The sequence below is a fragment of the Pandoraea sp. 64-18 genome, from assembly GCF_001899225.1.
GTDB classification, from domain to species: domain Bacteria; phylum Pseudomonadota; class Gammaproteobacteria; order Burkholderiales; family Burkholderiaceae; genus Pandoraea; species Pandoraea cepalis.
On record NZ_MKVU01000007.1, the window covers coordinates 183160 to 202086 of the forward strand.

The window sequence follows — 18927 nt, forward strand, 5'->3', positions numbered from 1 at the left end:
TTCACCAATAAACCCGCAATAATTGATTACACTGATCAAATTTCCATAACAATCAACGATTGGATCGACCGTCGCTTACCATGCATCAGCTCGACGCCATGCGCATCTTCGTGCGTGTTACGCAGACCGGCAGCTTCACGCAGGCCGCCGACAGTCTTGGCCTGCCTCGCGCCAGCGTCTCCAATGCCATCAAGCAACTGGAGGCCAAGCTGGGCACGCGCCTGCTGCATCGGACCACACGACGCGTGCAACTCACGCAAGATGGCCAAGCGTGCCTTGAGCGATGCCAGGATTTGCTCGCCGACATGGAAGAGTGGGAGACGATGTTCGTCGCGCGCGACGAAGCGCTGACAGGCCGTCTGCGCGTCGATTTGCCTGCCACGCTCGCGCGTACGACCGTCATTCCGCAACTGCCCGCCTTCTTGGCGCAACATCCGGCCCTGCGCCTTGAACTGTCGAGCACCGATCGGCGTGTCGATCTCGTGCGCGAAGGATTCGACTGCGTGCTGCGCGTGGGCGCCGTCGCCGATTCGACGCTGATCGCGCGACCGCTCGGCCACATGCGGCAGATCAACGTCGCGAGCCCGGCGTATCTCGCCCGCTACGGCATACCGCGCTCGCTCGACGACCTGCGCTCGCATCGACTGATCCATTACGCGACGACGCTGGGCGCTCGCCCCGTGGGCTGGGAATACTTCGACGGCGAACGCTATGCGCAGTGGCCAATGGAAGGCGTACTGACCGTGAACAATGCCGACGCCTATCAAGCGGCGTGCCTCGCCGGACTCGGGCTGATTCAGGCGCCCGAGAGCGGCGTGCGAGGGCTGTTGGCCGACGGCACGCTGCAAGCCGTGCTGCCGGAGTTTCAAGCGCAGCCGCTGGCGGTCACCTTGCTGTATGCGAACCGCCGTCACCTGCCCCGGCGCGCCCAGGTGTTCATGAACTGGCTCGCCGACTTACTGACACCACGTCTGACGGCGATTTAATGTTGCGTTGCCATCTGTTGAAGTCGGTGGGCAAATGCCCCACGCGACGACCATTGCGGCTGTCTGCGCCTCACTGACACTCCCCCCCTTGCGATAGCCCCCGCTCGACCATTGCGACGAGGCGCTGCCCCAACCCGTCGACCTGATCGTCGGGCAGATCGCGCAGCGGGCCGTCGATGACCAGCACGGACAATCCATGCACGGCCGCCCAGGCCAGATACTCCGCGCCGGGTCGCTGTGCCGCGTCGATGAGCTTGGCCGCGACCATACCGTCGAGCGCCGCCCCCAGCAGTTCGAACGGGTTGAGACCGCTCGCCCCCGCCTTGGCCGGATCGGCCGCCGAACGCACATTCTCCGACGGAGAAAAGGCCGTTCGAAACAGCCCCGGATGCGCGCGAGCGAAGTGCAGATAACCGATGCCGACAGCACGCAGCCCGGCGCGGGCGCGCGCAACCCTGTCGAGCGCCGAGGTCTCCCGTGCCGCCAACTCAAGTTCGATGGCCACCGCCAATTCGGCCAGGGCCGCCGAGCGCACGGCGTCGAGCAAATCCTGACGATTCGCGAAGTGCCGGTACGCCGCATTCGGCACGACCCCGGCGCGGCGCGTCGCCTCGCGCAAGACAACCGCATCCGGCCCGCCCTCGCGTGCCAGCGCAATCCCGGCCTCGAGCAACGCCCGGCGCAGGTCGCCATGTCGATATGTCGTGCGCGCCGGGCCGGCCGTTGTTACCTGTTCAGTCATTACAACCCCTTGTGGACAGTGTCCATTATGTCTGCTATTGTTTGTGTACACTGTCCACAAAGACAAGTTGCGGTGCATCATGTCTCGATGTACCGGGCGGCAGGGGCGTATCGTCGCCGTTGCCGTTCCCCACCAGAAGTCACTCGCTTTACATCAGGAGGCACTATGGTTGAGACGTATCCTGCACACGGCGACGAAGCCGCCATTCGGGCGATTCATTCGGCATGGCTCGACGCCGTGCGCAGCAAGTCGGTCGGCACGCTGCTCGATCATTACGACCCTGACGTCGTCGTGTTCGACGTGATGCCGCCCATCGAGCATCGCGGCACCGAGGCGTATCGCCGTCTGCTCGAGGGTTGGTTCGGCCACACGGTCGGGCCAATCCATTTCGAAGTCACGCAGTGGCATCTCGTGCACGCCGGCGATCTGGCGTTCAGCCACAGTGTGAATGTGGTTCGCAACACCGGCCCCGACGGACAGACGCACGGCGCCACCGTGCGCGCGACCGTGGGCTATCGCAAGACGCAAGGTCGCTGGCGCGTGGTGCACGAGCACGCGTCGGTACCCATGACGTTCGCACCGTAATCCTTGTCTGCCGGGGTGTCGCCACGCCCCCCCCTTTATCCGAATCGAGAGGAGCGTTCCATGCAAGTCCATTCCTATTTGTTTTTTGAAGGTCGTTGCGAAGAAGCCATTGCGTTCTACGAGAAAGTGCTGGGCGCGAAGCGCGGCATGCTCATGCGCTACGGCGAGAGCCCTGAGCCGTGCCCGTCGGGGATGCTGCCGCCCGGAAGTGAGAACAAGATCATGCATGGCGAATTCACCCTCGGCGATTCGATGGTGATGGCCTCGGACGGCATGGTGAGCGGCAAGCCCAAGTTCGACGGCTTCTCGCTGTCGGTCGACTTCGCTGAAGTGGCCGCGGCCGAGAAGGCTTTCCACGCGCTCGCCGACGGCGGCGAGGTCAACATGCCGCTCGGCGAGACCTTCTTCGCGAAGACGTTTGGCATGGTCAAGGACCGCTTCGGCATGAACTGGATGGTGATCGTGCCGAAAGAAATGCCGAAGGGCTGAGGTATCGGCGCGCGCCGGGCACTTGTCCGGCCGCTCGCTTCGTTGCTGTGGGCGGGTATCGGCGCCGACGACGGCCCCGCTGCCCGCTTTTTTGCGCCCGCGCGGCGTGCCCAACAAGTTCTTCACGCCTGTGCTATCGTCGCCGCCATGCCATCCGTGATCTCAATCCAGAATCTGTCGAAGACGTACGCGACCGGTTTCCAGGCGCTCAAGAACATCAATCTGGAAATCCAGCGCGGCGAGATCTTCGCCCTGCTCGGCCCGAACGGCGCCGGCAAAACGACCCTCATCAGCACCATTTGCGGCATCGTGCGTCCGACCTCGGGCACGGTCACCGTCGACGGTCACGATATCGTCACGGACTACCGTGCCGCGCGTGAGGCCATCGGGCTGGTTCCGCAGGAGCTGACCACGGACTCGTTCGAGTCGGTGTGGGCCACTGTCTCGTTCTCGCGCGGCCTGTTCGGCAAGCCCGCAAATCCGGCGCACATCGAAAAGGTGCTGCGCTCGCTCTCGCTGTGGGAAAAGAAGGACAGTCGCATCATGCAGCTCTCGGGCGGCATGAAGCGGCGCGTGCTGATCGCCAAGGCGCTCTCGCACGAGCCGCGCGTGCTGTTCCTCGACGAGCCCACCGCCGGGGTCGACGTGGAGTTGCGTCGCGACATGTGGCGTCTCGTGAACTCGTTGCGCGAGACCGGTGTGACCGTGATCCTCACCACGCACTACATCGAAGAAGCCGAGGAGATGGCCGATCGCGTGGGCATCATCACCGGCGGGCAGATCACGCTCGTGCAGGAGAAGACCGAGCTGATGCGGCACATGGGCAGCAAGCAACTCACGTTGCAACTGACCGAGCCGCTCAGCGCCGTGCCCGAGGCGCTGGCTGCCTACGGCCTCACGCTCGACGCCAACGGCACCGAACTCGTCTTCACCTATGACGCCAACATCGAGCAGACGTCCATCGCCACCCTGCTGCGCGACATGGAACGCGCCGGTATCTCGGTGAAGGATCTGCATACGACGCAAAGCTCGCTCGAAGATATCTTCGTCTCGCTCGTGCACAGGAAAGAAGGATGAGCCGCGCCATGAATTTCTACGCCGTCAGGGCGATCTACAACTTCGAGATGGCGCGCACGCGTCGCACGCTGATGCAGAGCATCATCTCGCCGGTCATCTCGACCTCGCTGTACTTCGTGGTGTTCGGTGCGGCCATCGGCTCGCGCATTCCCGAAATCGAGGGCGTGCCTTACGGCGCGTTCATCGTGCCGGGCCTCATCATGCTCTCGCTGCTCACGCAGAGCGTCACGAACGCGTCGTTCGGCATCTATTTCCCGCGCTTCACCGGCACGATCTACGAACTCCTCTCCGCGCCGGTGTCGTATATGGAGATCGTGATTGCCTACGTGGGCGCGGCAGCCACCAAGTCGATCGTGCTCGGGGTGATCATGCTCGGCACGGCCGCGTTGTTCGTGCCGCTGCGCATCGAACATCCGATATGGATGGTGTTGTTCCTGGTGCTCACGGCCGTGACGTTCAGCCTGCTCGGTTTCATCATCGGCATCTGGGCCGACGGCTTCGAGAAACTGCAACTCGTGCCGCTGCTCATCATCACGCCGCTCACCTTTCTCGGCGGTAGCTTCTACTCGACGCACATCCTGCCGCCGTTCTGGCGTACCGTCACGCTGTTCAATCCGGTTGTGTATCTCATCAGCGGTTTTCGCTGGAGCTTCTACGGGCTGGCGGACGTGAGCGTCGGGGTGAGTCTGGGCATGACGCTCGTTTTCCTCGCCGTCTTCCTGAGCATCGTCGCCTGGATGTTCAAGACCGGTTACCGGCTCAAGAGCTGACCCCGCCTGCCGGACGGCAAGCCGTCCGGCGCCGGGCGTGTGCCGCCGCCGTGTCGGTCAGGTCGGCGGTGTTTCGAGAAACGCCGGGAGCGCTTCCGCCTGCACGGAAAAGCTGGCGACTTCCGGAAACTCGGCCGTGAAGTCGAGTTCCGGCACCAACAGGTGATGGAACCGCCATGCCACGGCGATCGTCACGCCGTGCTCGCCGATCCGGTCCGGCGTTGCCACGATAGGCACTTGCGCCAGTTCGACCTCCAGCGCGTGAAAGGCTGCATGCACCTGTTTGCGCACGCGATCGGTCCACGGGACGTGCCGCTTCTCGCTCGGACGCAGTTCGCGCTCGTACACCAGTTGCACCGACTTTTCGCACGCCGCCAAGGCCAGGCCCGTCAGGCGCAATGCGCGCAAACGCTCGGCAGGATCGCTCGGTACAAGCCGCTGCGCCGGATCGACCAGCGTCTCCAGGTATTGCAGGATCAGCGTGGAGTCCATGAGCACCGTGCCGTCGTCGGTCACGAGCGTCGGGGCCTTCACGACCGGATTGATCTCGGCAAACTCGTCAAACGTTCGAAACACGGAGAGCGCGTGATGCGCATACGGTAGGCCCAGCAACTTCAGGCAAATCGCCGTGCGGCGCACGTAGGGGGAATCGAGCATTCCGATCAATTGCATGTCTTGCTCCTGAGGACGGCAGTCGCCGCCGGGTCGTAGGGTCTTGCGTGGGCTGAATGGCGGCGGGCGGTGCCGGCATCCGCACAAGCATAGCGGACGTCCGATGCTCCGCAAATCGAATTCGATCACCGCTTTCTGCGAATTTTGCTCACAAGAGACGCGCGCGAGCCCGTCGCGGGCGAGCGTGCCCGATGACGGGTAGAATTGCCCGAATGGCCGACTCGACAAGGAGACGATTCATGAACATCCTGATGGTGCTGACCTCGCACGACCGCCTCGGCGACACGGGCAAGAAGACCGGTTTCTGGCTCGAAGAATTCGCCTCACCGTACTACGTGTTCATCGACGAGGGACTGGCGGTCACGCTGGCGTCCCCCGCAGGCGGCCAGCCGCCGCTCGATCCGAAAAGCGACGAGCCCGATGCCCAGACCGATGCCACGCGACGCTTCCGTGAAGACTCGGTCGCGCAGCAGGCGCTGGCGAACACCCTCCGGCTCGCCGACGTCAAGGTCACCGACTACGACGCCGTCTTTTACCCCGGCGGCCACGGCCCGCTATGGGATCTCGCGCAAGACCCGAACTCCATCCGTCTGATCGAAGCTTTCGAGCGCGCCGGCAAGCCCATCGGCTTCGTCTGCCATGCGCCGGGGGTGCTGCGTCAGGTGCGCAGCGCGAACGGTGAGCCGCTCGTACGGGGGCGCCACGTCACAGGCTTCACCAACGAGGAGGAGGCCGCCGTCGGTCTCACCGACGTGGTGCCGTTCCTGGTTGAAGACGAACTCAAACGGCTGGGCGGGTTGTATGAGAAGGCCGACAACTGGCAATCGCATGTGGTCGGCGACGGCCGGCTGGTCACGGGCCAGAATCCGGCCTCGTCGGACGAAGCCGCGCGCACGGTGCTCGCCATGATGGAACCGCGTCTGCCGTCTCTGCCGTCGTCCCTTCCCTGATGCACGAGAGGCGCTTGCATCGTGCCGGCTCCACGCGCTGACGCGGCGGCTTTAGTCAGCCCGCATCGGCGCGTTTCCCGCCGGCGCTGCCAATCGGCACGCGCCGGTCAGATTTTCTGCGTCTCGTACGGGCCGAGATAATCCGCCTTGCCGACCGCCACGCCTTGCGCGCGCAGAATGTCGTGCGTGGTCGTGACATGAAAATAGAAGTTCGGCAATGCGAACTTCAACAGATAGTCGACCGCGTCCATCGTCGTCTGATGGTCCTTGAACTTCAGGGTGATCTGTCGCGACTCGGCCCCATCGAATCGATCTTCGAGAATACCGGCGATAAACGCCTCGGTGTTCGCGACGCGATCGCGCAGTTGGTCGAACGTCGTCTCGTTGTCGTCGAACTTCGGCGACTCCACGCCCGTGATTCGCGCGACCGCGAACTTGGCCGTGTCGCTCACGCGCTGCACTTGCGCCACGAAGTCGAGCATATCGGGGGCGAGCTTCGCCTTGAGAATCGTCGCCGGGTCGAGCGCGTTCGCTTCGCAATGCGCGCGCGCCTTCTGCAGGTAGTCGGCCATGACGGTCAGGCCACGCAGATAGACCGGGACGGTGGCGCGATAAAGAGAGATCGACATCGGAAGGCTCCTCGAAGTTTGGCATGACGGTGAGCGCACTCGAAACGTGCGATAAGACATGCTATCAGCCCCGAAACATTCTCGCCGGGCACGCCGACGCCTCACGGAAACGGTGACGCGATCGCCTGCGGGATCGACGCTGCGCGGTGTCACCGCGCGATCGTCCCGCATACGGCGGTGATATGCTTCACTCGCACACCGTGCCTGCCTGCGCTTGCCTCGCATGCCGAACCGGATGCGCAAAACCTGCCATGCAAGTCGACAGAGGAGCTGCCATGGGTGCCCCCCGCCACATCCCCACGCCGACCGAGGCCGCCACCGTTGCGCGCACGTGGGTGAGCCACTTTGCCAAACCCACGGCCATCGGCATGACACTCGCCTTCGTGGCGGGCTATATCGACGTCGTAGGCTTCATCGCGTTGTTCGGACTGTTCACCGCGCACGTGACCGGCAACTTCGTGATGATCGGCGTGCAGTTGGTCGCGAGCACCCATGTCGGCGTGCTGGCCAAACTGTTGGCACTGCCCGTGTTCGTCATCGTCGTCGCGCTGGTGAAACTCGTGGTGCAGCGCTTCTCGCGAACGGAACGACGGCCGCTGCGGCGGCTGCTCGTGGTGCAAACGTTGCTGCTGCTCGGCTTCATGATCGTTGGCATGGCGGCACAACCCATCATCTCGGCCGATGCGCCGCTGGCGATTCTGTCGGGCATGTTCGGCGTGGCTGCCCTCGCGATCCAGAATGCCGTCGGGCGCCTGGTGCTCGCCGATCTGGCCCCCACCACGATCATGACCGGCAACACTACGCAAATCGTGATCGATATCGTCGAGTTGGCGAGCGGTCATTGCAGCGACGACAACGCCGTGCGAGCGCGTCTGCGCAAGATGATTCCCGCCTTGGCGGCGTTCGCTGTCGGGGCCGTTTTCGGCGGCTTCGCGTATCACGGCACGGGGTTCTGGTGCGTGGTGCTGCCAGTGCTGCTGCTCGTGGCGCTGGCGATCGCCAACGAGTGAGCGGTTGACGCTGGCATCACGCGTTTGCCTACGCAGCGCAGCGAATGCGTCCGCGCTTTGGCCGGACGCGGTAAAATCGCATCCTTCAGCCGTGCGCTTCGACGCGCCTCGCACCATCATCCGCCCATCCCCACGCACCGATCTTCGCCAGTGACTGCCACCCCCGCCAACCTTCTTCCGACCGAGAACTCCGCCGATAGCGGCGATGCCATCCACGACGCCCGCCTTTGGCGCGACGACGGATGGACGGCCAAGGTCGTCAAGAACGAGGACGACGACGGCTGGGCGGTCGCCATGTACAAGGACGGCGAATCCGAGCCGGCGCTCGTCGGTCCCTGGACCATGGGGCGTGACAAGAAGAATCCGAAGCCGCTCGATGTTGGCGCTTTCCACACGCTGGTGAAAACGGCCGACGAAGTGCTGCGCCGTCACGAACAGCAGTTGCGCGCCCAGTTGCACAAGCGCGTGAGCGTCGACGGCCCCGACGGCGACATCGACGTCACGCTCGACATCGTGCCCGACGACTACGACCCCCACGCTGTGCTGAGCGCTGTCGACCGTTTCGGCGAAACCGTCGCGTCGGTCAAGGTGCCGCCTACGTTCAAGCTCTCGCGCCACAGCGCCCGCGCGTGGATCGAGAACGATTTCCAGCGGCCCCAGTAAGCGCCCGCTCACGTAACGCCCGGCGTTGTCGTCGGGCGCTCTATCGGGAGCGGCGACATACCCCATTACGTTGAATACCGGGATAGCGGCTCGTCTGGCTGGGCCTTCCAACGCGCTCTATGATGGGCTTCATCGACGCTCCGCTTGCCACGCGAGCGGGCACTCACACTGCCCCGCGTCGATGCATCGCTATGCTCACCGTCAGGAGACCCTATGAAGCGCTTCCACATCGCACTCGCCGTGCGCGATCTCGACGAGTCCATCCAGGACTATTCGGTCCGTCTCGGTCAGCCGCCAACGGCTGTCGTGTCGGGTGCGTACGCCATGTGGCGCACCGATCTGCTGAACTTCTCGATCAATCAATCGCCGTCACGCGCCGGAGAACTGCGACACGTCGGCTTCGAGGACGACGCCGCCCCGGAATACTCGAGCAGCACCGATTGCAACGGCTTGATGTGGGAAGCGTTTTCCGCGAGGGAGCAGGACCAACGCATAGTGAGCACTTACGGGGTAGCGGTGCGTCACGCGTAGCCCTCTGCCCTGCCGTCGGCGTTTTGCGGATAATGAACGCGGTACGGCAGCGAACTCAACGGAGGCATGACCATGCATTACCTGCTCACCTACGACCTCGTCGACGATTATCTCGAACGGCGAGGTCAGTACCGCGACGCGCATCTGGCGCTCGCATGGCAAGCGGCCGAACGCGGCGAACTGCTCCTGGCCGGCGCCCTGGAATCCCCCGTCGACACGGCCGCCCTACTCTTCGAAGGCGACTCGCCGGCTGCGGCGGAAGCGTTTGCGAACGCCGATCCCTACGTAGCCCATGGACTGGTGAAGTCGTGGCGCGTGCGCCCGTGGAAAACGGTGGTGGGGAAGCGGGCGAGTTCGCCGGTGCGTTAAGCGCGACGGCCATTGCGTGCGTTCGCGTCTGCGATTGCCGCATCGCATGCCGTGGATGCACGCGCAATCCACCGCAGAAAAACAAAACGCGCTTGGCGATGAAGCCAAGCGCGTTTGTCGACAACCGATTGAGCGTCGTGCTTTCGGAAAGCTCCGAGAGTCACGCCGGTAAATCTGGCGTCCCCTAGGGGATTCGAACCCCTGTACTCACCGTGAAAGGGTGATGTCCTAGGCCTCTAGACGAAGGGGACATAAAGTCTTCCGTTTTGGTGGAGGTAAGCGGGATCGAACCGCTGACCTCTTGCATGCCATGCAAGCGCTCTCCCAGCTGAGCTATACCCCCGTACGGCGAAGAAGTGAGACTATAGCGCGGTTTTCGAAGGTTGGGAAGCCCCCACCCCAAAATATTTGGCGCGGACGCGACGTATCGGCGTCCATCCCGATCGGCCATGCCGCGCTCGCGCTCACTGACTGAGTCCGCGCGCCTCGATAGGCCATAGCCCTTCGACTCGTCCGTGTCGCACCGCGACGTATCGGTCGTAGAGATTGACCGTCGGATCGCAATGTCCCGGCACAAGCAGGATCGGCTCGCCGAGCCAGGGAGCGCCGTCCTCGTCGGGCGACGCCAGTTCGAGCACGCCATGCTCGTCCGACGCCGTGCGATATTGCGGCTGGCCCGCCTGTTGCGACGACCAGAAGCGAGGCAACCCGGAATCGGTCGCCACACTCTTGAGTCCCGCGTCGCAAACGATGATGCCCGCGCGCGCCGTGCTCATGACCGTCGACGCGAGAAAGAGCCCATGACGAAAGCGCCAGTCGCCGCGCCATTCCAGCGAGCCATAATGACCGTCGATAAACACATACGAGCCAGGCTGAACCTCCGTATAAACGCCGCTCTCGATGTCGAACTCGGCCGTGCCGGTCCCGCCGCCGGTCACCACAGGACAGATGATGCCGCGCGCCTCCAGAAAGCGCACATAGTCCGCCGCACGATCGGCGGCAAGCCGTGCCGTGTCGCGTCGCGCGAGCCAGCCATCGACATGCTGCGCACTGCCGTGATACGCCTGCAACCCGCCGAAGCGCAGCCCTTCGTAATGATCGATCGCGTCGATCAGCTTGCCCACGGCCTGCGTCGAATCGACACCGCAACGCCCCTGCCCCACATCGACCTCGGGCAACACCGCGATGCGCACACCGGCGCGCTGTGCCGCCTTGCCGAGCGGCGCCACCTGACGCACGTCGTCCACGCACACGGACAGCGTCACGCGCGCGGCCATCGCCACGGCCAGCGCCACACGGGCTTCGCCAACGAACTCGTTGCTGATGTGGATGCTGCCGATGCCCGCGTTGACGAACGGAATCGCCTCGGTGAGCTTCTGACAGCAGATGCCCACCGCGCCCGCCGCCATCTGCGCCCGGGCAATCGTGGCGCACTTGTGCGCCTTGGCATGCGGACGCACCGCTACCCCGCGCGCGGCCGCCGCGCTCGCCATGCGCGCGACGTTCGCGTCGAAGGCGTCGAGATCGAGCAGCAAGGACGGCGTGGCCACCTGGGCAAGCGAATCTCCCACACGGGCGACCGGCGGCACCGCAAGACGCCCGGAGGAGGCGCTCGAAGAGTCCGAAGAGTCCGAAGAGGCCGAAGCCGTATTGTCCGAATCGGGCATCACAATCCTTTGAAAGGCATTTGCAAAAAAACGGCATTCACGCGGGCAGCGCGCGGTCCAGCACACATGCCACATGAAGCGCTTGCGTCTGCGCGCCATCGTGGATCTGATGCCGGCAACTGGTGCCGTCGGCAACCACAATGGCATTCTCGCCGCGCTGTCTGACCGCCGGCAATAGCGTCAATTCGGACATCGCTCGCGACGTGTCATAGTGCTCGGCCTCGTATCCGAAACTGCCCGCCATGCCGCAGCATGACGATTCGATCGATGATACCTTCAGCCCCGGCACCCATCCAAGCACCGCCGTGACGGGCGAGAACGCGTCGAACGCCTTCTGATGGCAGTGCCCGTGCACCAGGGCTTCGCCCACACCGTCGGGCAGCGCGCGCCAGGCGACGTCGAAGCGCCCCGCCGTCTTCTCACGAACCAGAAATTCCTCAAAGAGAAACGCGTTGTCGGCCAACTTGCGGGCCGCATCGCCAAAACCGTAGCTCAGCACCTCGTCGCGCAGCGACAGCAGGCACGACGGCTCCAGGCCCACGATCGGCACGCCGCGCTCGACGAACGGCATCAGCGCGTCGAGCAGGCGCCGCGCCTCCGCCTTCGCCTCATCCACGAGCCCCGCCGCGAGGAACGTGCGACCGCAGCACAACGGCCGCTCGCCCGCCCGCCGATTCACGTGAACGGTATACCCGGCGGCTTCGAGCACGCGCTTCGCGGCGCGCGCGTTCTCCGGCTCCATGTAATTGTTGAACGTGTCGACGAACAGCAGCACCTGGCGCAGCCCCGCCGAATCTCCCGCGCTCGGGTCCGCCAGTGGCACCTGATGGTCCAGGAACGAAGCCTTCAGCGCCGGCAGCGAGCGCTCCGGCGCCAGGCCGAGCCAGCGCTTCGCCACGTTGCTGCCCGGCAGCCGCTGCGCCGCATCAAGCAGACCGCCCACGCGGCTGGCCCATGGGGCGTAGCGCGGAAGATAGGCGATCAACTTGTCGCGCAGCGACACGCCGTGACGCTTGGCCCGCGCGTGACGCGCCTCGATCTTGAAGCGCGCCATGTCGATGCCTGTCGGGCAATCGCGCTTGCAGCCCTTGCACGACACGCACAGATCGAGCGCCGCCTTGACGTCGTCGCTGGCGAGCCCCGCCTCGCCCAATTGCCCCGACACGGCCAGACGCAATGTATTCGCACGTCCGCGCGTGACGTGCTGTTCATCGCGCGTGACGCGGTAGCTCGGACACATCGTGCCCGCGTCGAACTTGCGACAGTGCCCGTTGTTGTTGCACATCTCGACGGCCGACGCGAGTCCGTGTGTGGCATCGGTGCCGGTGTCGGGCGCCGTCTGCTCGCCGGTCAGCGCGTTGCGCTGTACGTTCCACGCCGTCCAGTCGAGCGCGGGCGCGATCGGTTGGGCGGCGTAGCCGGGTGCGAAGCGAAACAACTCGCGCGCGTCCATCTTCGGTGGACGAACCATCTTGTCCGGGTTGAAGCGATTGTCCGGATCGAACAGTTGCTTGATTTCGCCGAACGCCGCGTTCAGCCGCGGACCATATTGCCACGCCACCCACTCGCCGCGGCACAGCCCGTCGCCGTGCTCGCCTGAATAGGCGCCCTTGTATTCGCGCACGAGCGCCGCCGCCTCCTCGGCGATAGCACGCATCTTCACGGCGCCGTCGCGACGCATGTCCAGGATCGGCCGCACGTGCAGCGTGCCCACGCTCGCATGCGCATACCATGTGCCCTCGGTGCCGTTACGATGGAACACTTCGGTCAGACGCCGCGTGTATTCGGCAAGGTGTTCCAGCGGCACCGCGCAATCTTCGATGAACGACACCGGCTTGCCATCGCCCTTCATGCTCATCATGATGTTCAGGCCCGCTTTGCGCACTTCCCAGAGCGCTTTCTGCGGCCCCGCGTCGGGCATCTTCACCACGACGCCCGGCAACCCGAGATCCGCCATGAGCGTGGCGAGATCGTCGAGCCTGGCGCGAAGCGCGCCGGCGTCGTCTCCCGCGAATTCCACCAGCAGAATCGCTTGCGGATCGCCGACGAGCGCCGTCTCGATCACGGGACGGAACGCGGGGTTGTCCATCGCCAGGTCGATCATCGTGCGGTCGACCAGTTCCACCGCCACCGGCCCCAGCTTGACGATGTGCTGTGTGAGATCCATCGCCTGATAGAACGTGGGGAAGTTCACCACGCCCAGCGTCTTGTGCACCGGCAGCGGCACGAGCTTGAGCGTGATCTGGCGGCTGTACGCCAGCGTGCCTTCCGAGCCGACCAGCAGATGCGACAGGTTGGCGACGCCGTCGTCCGTATAGGCGCGCGGGTTGAGGCAGTCGAACAGATCGAGGTTGTAGCCCGCGACACGCCGCAGCACGCGCGGCACACGCTCGCGCAATTCCTCGCGCTCGCGCATGGCAATGGCGTGCACGCTCGCGAGAATCGCCTGCGTGCGGGCGTCGGTGGGCGGCGAATGGAGCGCGCCGAAATGCAGTTGCGCGCCGTCGGCCAGCACGGCATCGATGCTCAGCACGTTGTGCACCATGTTGCCGTACTCGAGGGAGCGCGAGCCGCACGAGTTGTTGCCCGTCATACCGCCGACGGTGCATTGCGCGGCCGTCGACACGTCCACCGGGAACCACAGGCCGTGCGGCTTGAGCCACGCGTTCAGGTGATCGAGCACGATGCCCGGCTCGACGGTGACCGTGCGCGCCACGGCGTCGAACGCTACCACGCGGCCCAGCCACTTGCTGTTGTCGATGACAAGCGCCTCGCCGATGGTCTGGCCGCACTGGCTCGTGCCCGCGCCGCGTGCGAGCACCGGTACGCGCAGGTCGCGCGCGATATCGAGGGCGAGGATCAGATCGTCCTGATCGCGCGGCACCACCACGCCGATCGGAAAAATTTGATAGATCGACGCGTCGGTCGCGTAGCGGCCACGGCTCGCGCGATCGAAGCACACATCGCCGCGCAGCTCGCGACGCAGACGGTCCTGCAACGGCGTGAGCGCAACGCCGCCGCGCTGCATTGGCATCAGAGGCACGGGCTGGCCGACGAGATTCGGATGCGCGTTCGCGCGAGAGTTCGATTGGGAATTCATGACGTTGCGGGTGTTGGACGAGACGGACCCAGGGCAAATCGGGGCGAGACGATCCTGCCGGGCAGGCGTGACGCCGGTCCGGCAGGGGTTATGCGCAAGTCAGACGGCCTGACGGGTGTTGCTCGCTGCGGCGGCATCGCCGTCGAGGGAAAATTTGCTCTCGGGCTGCATGCGGAAGGCCAGCACGACACCGAGGGCCATGAGCATCATGCTGCCGACGAACGGCAATTCCCAGTTGCCCGTGCGATCGATGAGATACCCCGAGATCACCGGAGAGAGAATCGCCGCCAGTGCCGACCCGGTGTTCATCATGCCGCTGGCCGTGCCCGAGTGTTCCGGCGCGATATCCATCGGAATCGACCACATCGGCCCGATCGTCATCTCGGCGAAGAAAAAGCCGAACGCCAGGCATGCCACCGACACATACAGTTGGTGCGTGAACAGCATCGGCACGAGCGAGAGCAGCGTGAGCAGCATGCAGATCGACACCATCCAGCTACGTGCGCGCTTCAGGCTGCCGGTGCGCTCGTACAGTTTGTCGGTCACGATACCGCCCAACGTATCGCCGAGCACACCGGCGAAGAACACGCTCGAGGCGAACAGCGCCGACTTCTTCAGATTGAGGTCGTAGCTGTGCAGGAAGTATTGGGGAATCCACGACAGGAAGAGCCAAAGCGTCCAGCCGTAGCAGAAGTACACGATGGTGACCGGCATCATGCGCTTGAAGAGCGGTCCCCACGGCAACGACGCGCGCTTGGCTTTCACCGGCGGCAACAGGGCGAGTTCTTCGGTCGTGATGCGCGGATGATCCTGCGGGCGCTCGGTAAACGTGAGCCCCCACACCGCGACCCAGACCAGGCTCACGATCCCGCACAGATAGAACGATTCACGCCAGCCATGCGTGGCCATGATGAACACGACGACGGCGGGCGCCACGGCGTTACCGATGCGCGAGGCCGCGTGCGTGATGCCCTGCGCAAAGCCGCGCTTCTCCTTGGCGACCCAGCGCGACATGGCCGACGTGGCGGCCGGGAACGTGGCGCCCTCGCCAAGGCCGAGCAGCAGGCGCGCGAGTAACAGCGTGACGAGACCACCCGCCATGCCGGTGAGGATCGTCGCGACCGCCCACAACGCACCGCACACGAGCAGCGTACGCTTCGCTCCGAAGCGATCGCTCACCCAGCCACCAATGATTTGAAAGACCAGGTAGGGGTAGGCAAATGCCGAGAAGACGAGACCGATTTCCGTCTTGTTGAGATTGAATTCCTTGCCGAAGCCGGCCGCGGCCGTGCTGACGTTGACGCGATCGAGATAGGTGATGAAATACATGACGCATAGCATCACCAGCACGACCCGGGTCGCTCTGAAAAGCTTCATTGCATGTCTCCTGAAACAGCCTGTGAAGCGCGCCGGCAACATGCCGGCGGCGCAAAAGGTGTTGCGGCGGCCGGGGCCCTTCTACGGTGTGGCCCCGTGCCGTCTGAATGACAGATCAAGCGTTCACTGCAGGGGCGCCCCAGACGGTGGCGGCCCCCCATCGCCCAGTCCCTGCGACGACGACGCCTCAGGCGGCCACCTTGAGCGACGGCGTGTCCCGCGCTTGCGCCAGGTAGTCCATTGCGGCAACCACGCCTGACCCGGCGAGTTTCACGCCGGACATCCGCAGCCCCATTTCGCACCCCGAAAGCGTTGCCATCAGCGTGAGGTCGTTGCAGTCGCCCAGATGCCCGATGCGGAACATCGTGCCCCGAATCTTGCCCAGCGCCTGCCCCAGCGACATGTCGAAACGTTCGTAGATGCGCTTGCGCACGTCGTCGGCGTCCACGCCTTGCGGCATGACCACGCCGGTGAGCACCGGGCTGTAGACCGACGGGTCCTGACACTGAATCTCCAGCCCCCACGCGCGCACCGCGCGGCGCGTGGCTTCGGCCAGGCGTTGGTGGCGCGCGAACACGTTGTCCAGCCCTTCCTCGAAGATCATGTCGAGCGCTTCGGACAGGCCATACAGCAGGTTCGTATTCGGCGTATACGGCCAGTAGCCGTTCTTGTTCGCTTCGATGATGTCTTGCCAGCCCCAGAACGCGCGCGGCAGTTTTGCGTGGCGACCGGCGTCGAGCGCCTTGGTCGAGACCGCGTTGAAGCTGATGCCCGGCGGCAGCATCAGTCCCTTTTGCGAGCCCGAGACGGTGACGTCCACGCCCCATTCGTCATGACGGTAATCGGCCGAGCCCAGGCCCGAAATCGTGTCGACGAGCAACAGCGCGGGATGTCCGGCCGCGTCGATGGCACGGCGCACGGCCGCGATGTCGGACGTGACGCCCGTCGAGGTTTCGTTATGCACCACGCACACGGCCTTGAGCGCGTGCCCGGTGTCGGCGCGCAGACGCGCTTCGATCATGTCGGGCTGCACCCCGCGGCGCCAGCCGTCGGTCCCCGGCAGGCCGATGAACTCGGGCTTCAAGCCGAGACTCTCGGCCATCTTCTTCCACAACGTGGAGAAATGCCCCGTCTCGAACATCAGCACAGAATCCCCCGGCGAGAGCGTGTTCGACAGCGCCGCCTCCCACGCACCGGTGCCCGATGCCGGGTAGATCACCACGGGCTGCTCGGTCTTGAAAATCTTCTTGATGTCGGCGAGCACCTTGCGGCCGAGCGCGCCGAATTCCGGGCCGCGATGATCGATCGTCGGGTAACTCATGGCGCGCAGAATGCGATCGGGCACCGGGCTGGGGCCTGGAATTTGCAGAAAATGGCGGCCCGAGGGATGAAAATCAAGCTTCAGCATGAACGTCTTTCTCCTCTTGAAAATTCTCTTTTGAATTTTGCATGCAAAATACTTTAGCAGAGCACGCTACTTTCGCAAGAGGCAGGAAGCCGTTTTAATACAGTCGTTTACCCTAGAGACACGAGCGCGTCGCGCCATACGTTACAATCACGACCATAGAGATTTACGGATTTTGAATGCAAAGCATGGAAAACACATCGACGATTGCCGCCCCAGACATTCCCCGAGTGGAGCGCCTGCGCTTGCACGACACGGTCGTCGAGCACCTGCGCAAGCTCATCATCGAGGGCGTGCTATCGCCGGGCGTGAAACTCAATGAACGGGAGTTGTGCGAGACGCTAGGCATCTCGCGCACGCCGCTGCGCGAGGCCTTCAAAGTGCTGGCCGCCGAGGGACTGATCGAGATTGCGCCGAATCGCGGGGCAAGTGTTGCCCGCATGACGGAGAAAGAAATCCGGGAGATGTTCGAGCTGATGAGCGCGCTCGAAGCGTTTTCAGGCGAGTTGGCCGCCGAACGGATGACGCCGGTCGAGCTGGCCGAAATCAAGGCGCTGCACTATGCGATGCTCGCGTGCCGCGCGCAGCAGGATTTGCCGGGCTATTACGCACGCAATCAGGCGATTCACGATCGCATCAATGAAGCCGCGCGCAACGGGGCGTTGCGCCAGACCTATGTCGCGATCAACCGCCGGTTGATGGCGCTGCGTTTTCGCTCGAACTTCCACGCGGACAAATGGGATCGCGCCATTGCCGAGCACGAGCAGATGATCGACGCGCTGGAAAAGCACGACGGCAAACGCCTCGGCGACATCCTGCGCAAGCATTTGCTCGCCAAACGCGACGCCGTGTTGCAAATCCACGCCGAACCGGCGCAAGGCGCGCCGAGCAACTGAATTCGAGCGGCCGTCTGACACGCATCGACAGCGCTCAGACGCTGCCGATTCCGATCACAGCCGGCGCTCGGCCGCTTCGCGTGCGCGACGTGCCAGCACGGCCGGTGACTCGAGCACCTCGCCGGCCAGACGCGCGACGAGCGCCGCGACATGACGACCGTATTGCTTGCCGGCGATCACGTCCACCGGGTCGAGCGCGTAGGCGGCATCGACATCCCCACCGGGTGCCGTGACGGCCGGAAAACTGGCGAGCGGTTGCAGGGATGCGCTCGCGCGCGGCGCAATCTCGGCGTCGTCGGCATCGGCCCACAACATGCCCTGCTGCGCGGCGAGCGCCGCGAAGTAGTCCAGCGTGTCGCGCTTGTCGTCGCCGGGACGATAGCTGAACGAAAACCCGCCAGCGACTTTGTTGCGCCAGCCGAGCAGGCGCCACATGCCGGTCGTCGCATCGACAAACGCCTTGAACGGCGCGGCGATGCCGCCCTTGAAGGCCGGGGCGCCGAAAATAATGGCGTCCGCCGAAGCCAGGCGCATGAGCATGGCCTCGTCGTGCCACTGCCCGTCGATGAATTGATGCGGCTCGATGCTGAGCAATTGCGCATGCGCACCGGCGTCGTTGACCCCTTGGGCGACGGAATGCGCAATCATGGCGGTCGCGCCGCCTTGCGAGTAATAGACGATTGCGATATTGGACATGGCGTAGTGCTTCCCGAATGGATGTCCGCCCCATGGCACCGCCCGGATCGCGCTTCCCCGCGCTTCCGCTGGCTTGTCTGGACATCGGTCAAGGCCAAATGATGCCAGTGAAAACCCTAGGGGAATAGCCGGCAGAATCGAACATGACTGTTCCGCCAACGATAACAATCGAACGGCGACGCCACGCTGTCGGCCAGTCATCACGTACCTGACAGGAAGATGGCACGCCGCTGACGGCAGGTCGGGCCGTGCTCCCTTCCGGATCGAGGCGATCCGGTAACCCTGCGCTCTGGACGGGCTCGCCACGCCACAA

The 18927-nt window shown here is 64.4% G+C and carries 19 protein-coding genes and 2 tRNA genes; 11 read left to right on the forward strand and 10 right to left on the reverse strand.

From position 1 onward, the window contains the following. Positions 1–80: 80 nt before the first annotated feature. On the forward strand, positions 81–986 hold the full coding sequence (locus BGP02_RS06245; protein ID WP_017235250.1) for a LysR family transcriptional regulator: 906 nt from the start codon (positions 81–83) through the stop codon (positions 984–986). Between the two features lie 70 nt (positions 987–1056). Here the strand turns inward: BGP02_RS06245 and BGP02_RS06250 are convergent, their stop codons facing one another. Further along, complete coding sequence (locus BGP02_RS06250; RefSeq protein WP_286798219.1) at positions 1057–1728, reverse strand: TetR/AcrR family transcriptional regulator; 672 nt, start codon at positions 1726–1728, stop codon at positions 1057–1059. A 165-nt stretch (positions 1729–1893) separates the two neighbouring features. Here BGP02_RS06250 and BGP02_RS06255 point away from each other — a divergent pair, with 165 nt between their 5' ends. The 4 genes from BGP02_RS06255 (at position 1894) to BGP02_RS06270 (ending at position 4649) form a co-directional block, all read left to right on the forward strand. Continuing rightward, the gene (locus BGP02_RS06255; RefSeq protein WP_017235248.1) at positions 1894–2313 is read left to right on the forward strand and encodes a YybH family protein; all 420 of its coding nucleotides are present in this window, start codon (positions 1894–1896) and stop codon (positions 2311–2313) included. A gap of 60 nt (positions 2314–2373) precedes the next feature. Next, positions 2374–2802: a VOC family protein gene (locus tag BGP02_RS06260; protein WP_017235247.1), complete on the forward strand. Its 429-nt coding sequence runs from the start codon at positions 2374–2376 to the stop codon at positions 2800–2802. Positions 2803–2949: 147 nt separating this feature from the next. Further along, the gene (locus BGP02_RS06265; protein ID WP_039830619.1) at positions 2950–3879 is read left to right on the forward strand and encodes an ABC transporter ATP-binding protein; all 930 of its coding nucleotides are present in this window, start codon (positions 2950–2952) and stop codon (positions 3877–3879) included. 8 nt (positions 3880–3887) lie between these two features. Beyond that, positions 3888–4649, forward strand: coding sequence for an ABC transporter permease (locus BGP02_RS06270; protein WP_026132215.1), 762 nt, complete (start codon positions 3888–3890; stop codon positions 4647–4649). Positions 4650–4706: 57 nt separating this feature from the next. Here the strand turns inward: BGP02_RS06270 and BGP02_RS06275 are convergent, their stop codons facing one another. Beyond that, complete coding sequence (locus BGP02_RS06275) at positions 4707–5321, reverse strand: glutathione S-transferase family protein (RefSeq protein ID WP_017235244.1); 615 nt, start codon at positions 5319–5321, stop codon at positions 4707–4709. Between the two features lie 239 nt (positions 5322–5560). Between BGP02_RS06275 and BGP02_RS06280 the strand changes: the two genes are divergently transcribed. Then, positions 5561–6271: a type 1 glutamine amidotransferase domain-containing protein gene (locus tag BGP02_RS06280; protein WP_017235243.1), complete on the forward strand. Its 711-nt coding sequence runs from the start codon at positions 5561–5563 to the stop codon at positions 6269–6271. A 107-nt stretch (positions 6272–6378) separates the two neighbouring features. Here BGP02_RS06280 and BGP02_RS06285 read toward each other — a convergent pair whose 3' ends face one another. After that, positions 6379–6900, reverse strand: a complete 522-nt coding sequence (locus BGP02_RS06285) for a DUF1993 domain-containing protein (protein WP_017235242.1) — start codon at positions 6898–6900, stop codon at positions 6379–6381. Between the two features lie 275 nt (positions 6901–7175). On the opposite strand from BGP02_RS06285, the gene BGP02_RS06290 reads away from it, so the two are divergent. The 4 genes from BGP02_RS06290 to BGP02_RS06305 all read left to right on the forward strand — a co-directional run bounded on the left by BGP02_RS06290 (position 7176) and on the right by BGP02_RS06305 (position 9473). Next, a complete protein-coding gene (locus BGP02_RS06290; protein ID WP_017235241.1) occupies positions 7176–7910 on the forward strand; it encodes a YoaK family protein in 735 nt (244 codons plus the stop codon). Between the two features lie 150 nt (positions 7911–8060). Then, complete coding sequence (locus BGP02_RS06295) at positions 8061–8573, forward strand: hypothetical protein (RefSeq protein WP_017235240.1); 513 nt, start codon at positions 8061–8063, stop codon at positions 8571–8573. Between the two features lie 213 nt (positions 8574–8786). Next, positions 8787–9104 carry a VOC family protein gene (locus tag BGP02_RS06300; protein WP_017235239.1) on the forward strand — a complete coding sequence of 106 codons (318 nt, stop codon included), beginning with the start codon at positions 8787–8789 and terminating at the stop codon, positions 9102–9104. Between the two features lie 72 nt (positions 9105–9176). Continuing rightward, positions 9177–9473 (forward strand): YciI-like protein, encoded by a 297-nt coding sequence (locus BGP02_RS06305; protein WP_026132214.1) that lies wholly within the window; start codon positions 9177–9179, stop codon positions 9471–9473. Between the two features lie 175 nt (positions 9474–9648). Here BGP02_RS06305 and BGP02_RS06310 read toward each other — a convergent pair. From BGP02_RS06310 to BGP02_RS06335, 6 genes are all read right to left on the reverse strand, one after another. Then, positions 9649–9724: transfer RNA gene (locus BGP02_RS06310), tRNA-Glu, on the reverse strand. 16 nt (positions 9725–9740) lie between these two features. Next, positions 9741–9816 (reverse strand) — tRNA-Ala (locus BGP02_RS06315). Between the two features lie 121 nt (positions 9817–9937). Next, entirely contained in the window at positions 9938–11023 is a 1086-nt protein-coding gene (locus BGP02_RS06320) for a DSD1 family PLP-dependent enzyme (RefSeq protein WP_502688467.1), read from the reverse strand. A 154-nt stretch (positions 11024–11177) separates the two neighbouring features. After that, positions 11178–14174 (reverse strand): FAD-binding and (Fe-S)-binding domain-containing protein, encoded by a 2997-nt coding sequence (locus tag BGP02_RS06325; protein ID WP_286798267.1) that lies wholly within the window; start codon positions 14172–14174, stop codon positions 11178–11180. A 165-nt stretch (positions 14175–14339) separates the two neighbouring features. Beyond that, positions 14340–15617: an MFS transporter gene (locus tag BGP02_RS06330; protein ID WP_017235234.1), complete on the reverse strand. Its 1278-nt coding sequence runs from the start codon at positions 15615–15617 to the stop codon at positions 14340–14342. A gap of 187 nt (positions 15618–15804) precedes the next feature. Then, entirely contained in the window at positions 15805–17025 is a 1221-nt protein-coding gene (locus BGP02_RS06335) for a pyridoxal-phosphate-dependent aminotransferase family protein (RefSeq protein WP_150563431.1), read from the reverse strand. 176 nt (positions 17026–17201) lie between these two features. Here BGP02_RS06335 and BGP02_RS06340 point away from each other — a divergent pair, with 176 nt between their 5' ends. Further along, positions 17202–17918, forward strand: coding sequence for a GntR family transcriptional regulator (locus BGP02_RS06340; RefSeq protein ID WP_017235232.1), 717 nt, complete (start codon positions 17202–17204; stop codon positions 17916–17918). A 54-nt stretch (positions 17919–17972) separates the two neighbouring features. Here BGP02_RS06340 and BGP02_RS06345 read toward each other — a convergent pair whose 3' ends face one another. After that, positions 17973–18614 (reverse strand): flavodoxin family protein, encoded by a 642-nt coding sequence (locus BGP02_RS06345; RefSeq protein ID WP_286798221.1) that lies wholly within the window; start codon positions 18612–18614, stop codon positions 17973–17975. Positions 18615–18927 lie beyond the last annotated feature (313 nt).

What these genes read in the sequence shown, in the direction of transcription:
- BGP02_RS06245 (WP_017235250.1), top strand. Translation starts at nt 81, where the DNA reads ATGCATCAGCTCGACGCCATGCGCATCTTCGTGCGTGTTACGCAGACC.
- BGP02_RS06250 (WP_286798219.1), bottom strand. Translation starts at nt 1,728, where the DNA reads ATGACTGAACAGGTAACAACGGCCGGCCCGGCGCGCACGACATATCGA.
- BGP02_RS06255 (WP_017235248.1), top strand. Translation starts at nt 1,894, where the DNA reads ATGGTTGAGACGTATCCTGCACACGGCGACGAAGCCGCCATTCGGGCG.
- BGP02_RS06260 (WP_017235247.1), top strand. Translation starts at nt 2,374, where the DNA reads ATGCAAGTCCATTCCTATTTGTTTTTTGAAGGTCGTTGCGAAGAAGCC.
- BGP02_RS06265 (WP_039830619.1), top strand. Translation starts at nt 2,950, where the DNA reads ATGCCATCCGTGATCTCAATCCAGAATCTGTCGAAGACGTACGCGACC.
- BGP02_RS06270 (WP_026132215.1), top strand. Translation starts at nt 3,888, where the DNA reads ATGAATTTCTACGCCGTCAGGGCGATCTACAACTTCGAGATGGCGCGC.
- BGP02_RS06275 (WP_017235244.1), bottom strand. Translation starts at nt 5,321, where the DNA reads ATGCAATTGATCGGAATGCTCGATTCCCCCTACGTGCGCCGCACGGCG.
- BGP02_RS06280 (WP_017235243.1), top strand. Translation starts at nt 5,561, where the DNA reads ATGAACATCCTGATGGTGCTGACCTCGCACGACCGCCTCGGCGACACG.
- BGP02_RS06285 (WP_017235242.1), bottom strand. Translation starts at nt 6,900, where the DNA reads ATGTCGATCTCTCTTTATCGCGCCACCGTCCCGGTCTATCTGCGTGGC.
- BGP02_RS06290 (WP_017235241.1), top strand. Translation starts at nt 7,176, where the DNA reads ATGGGTGCCCCCCGCCACATCCCCACGCCGACCGAGGCCGCCACCGTT.
- BGP02_RS06300 (WP_017235239.1), top strand. Translation starts at nt 8,787, where the DNA reads ATGAAGCGCTTCCACATCGCACTCGCCGTGCGCGATCTCGACGAGTCC.
- BGP02_RS06305 (WP_026132214.1), top strand. Translation starts at nt 9,177, where the DNA reads ATGCATTACCTGCTCACCTACGACCTCGTCGACGATTATCTCGAACGG.
- BGP02_RS06325 (WP_286798267.1), bottom strand. Translation starts at nt 14,174, where the DNA reads ATGCCAATGCAGCGCGGCGGCGTTGCGCTCACGCCGTTGCAGGACCGT.
- BGP02_RS06330 (WP_017235234.1), bottom strand. Translation starts at nt 15,617, where the DNA reads ATGAAGCTTTTCAGAGCGACCCGGGTCGTGCTGGTGATGCTATGCGTC.
- BGP02_RS06335 (WP_150563431.1), bottom strand. Translation starts at nt 17,025, where the DNA reads ATGCTGAAGCTTGATTTTCATCCCTCGGGCCGCCATTTTCTGCAAATT.
- BGP02_RS06340 (WP_017235232.1), top strand. Translation starts at nt 17,202, where the DNA reads ATGCAAAGCATGGAAAACACATCGACGATTGCCGCCCCAGACATTCCC.
- BGP02_RS06345 (WP_286798221.1), bottom strand. Translation starts at nt 18,614, where the DNA reads ATGTCCAATATCGCAATCGTCTATTACTCGCAAGGCGGCGCGACCGCC.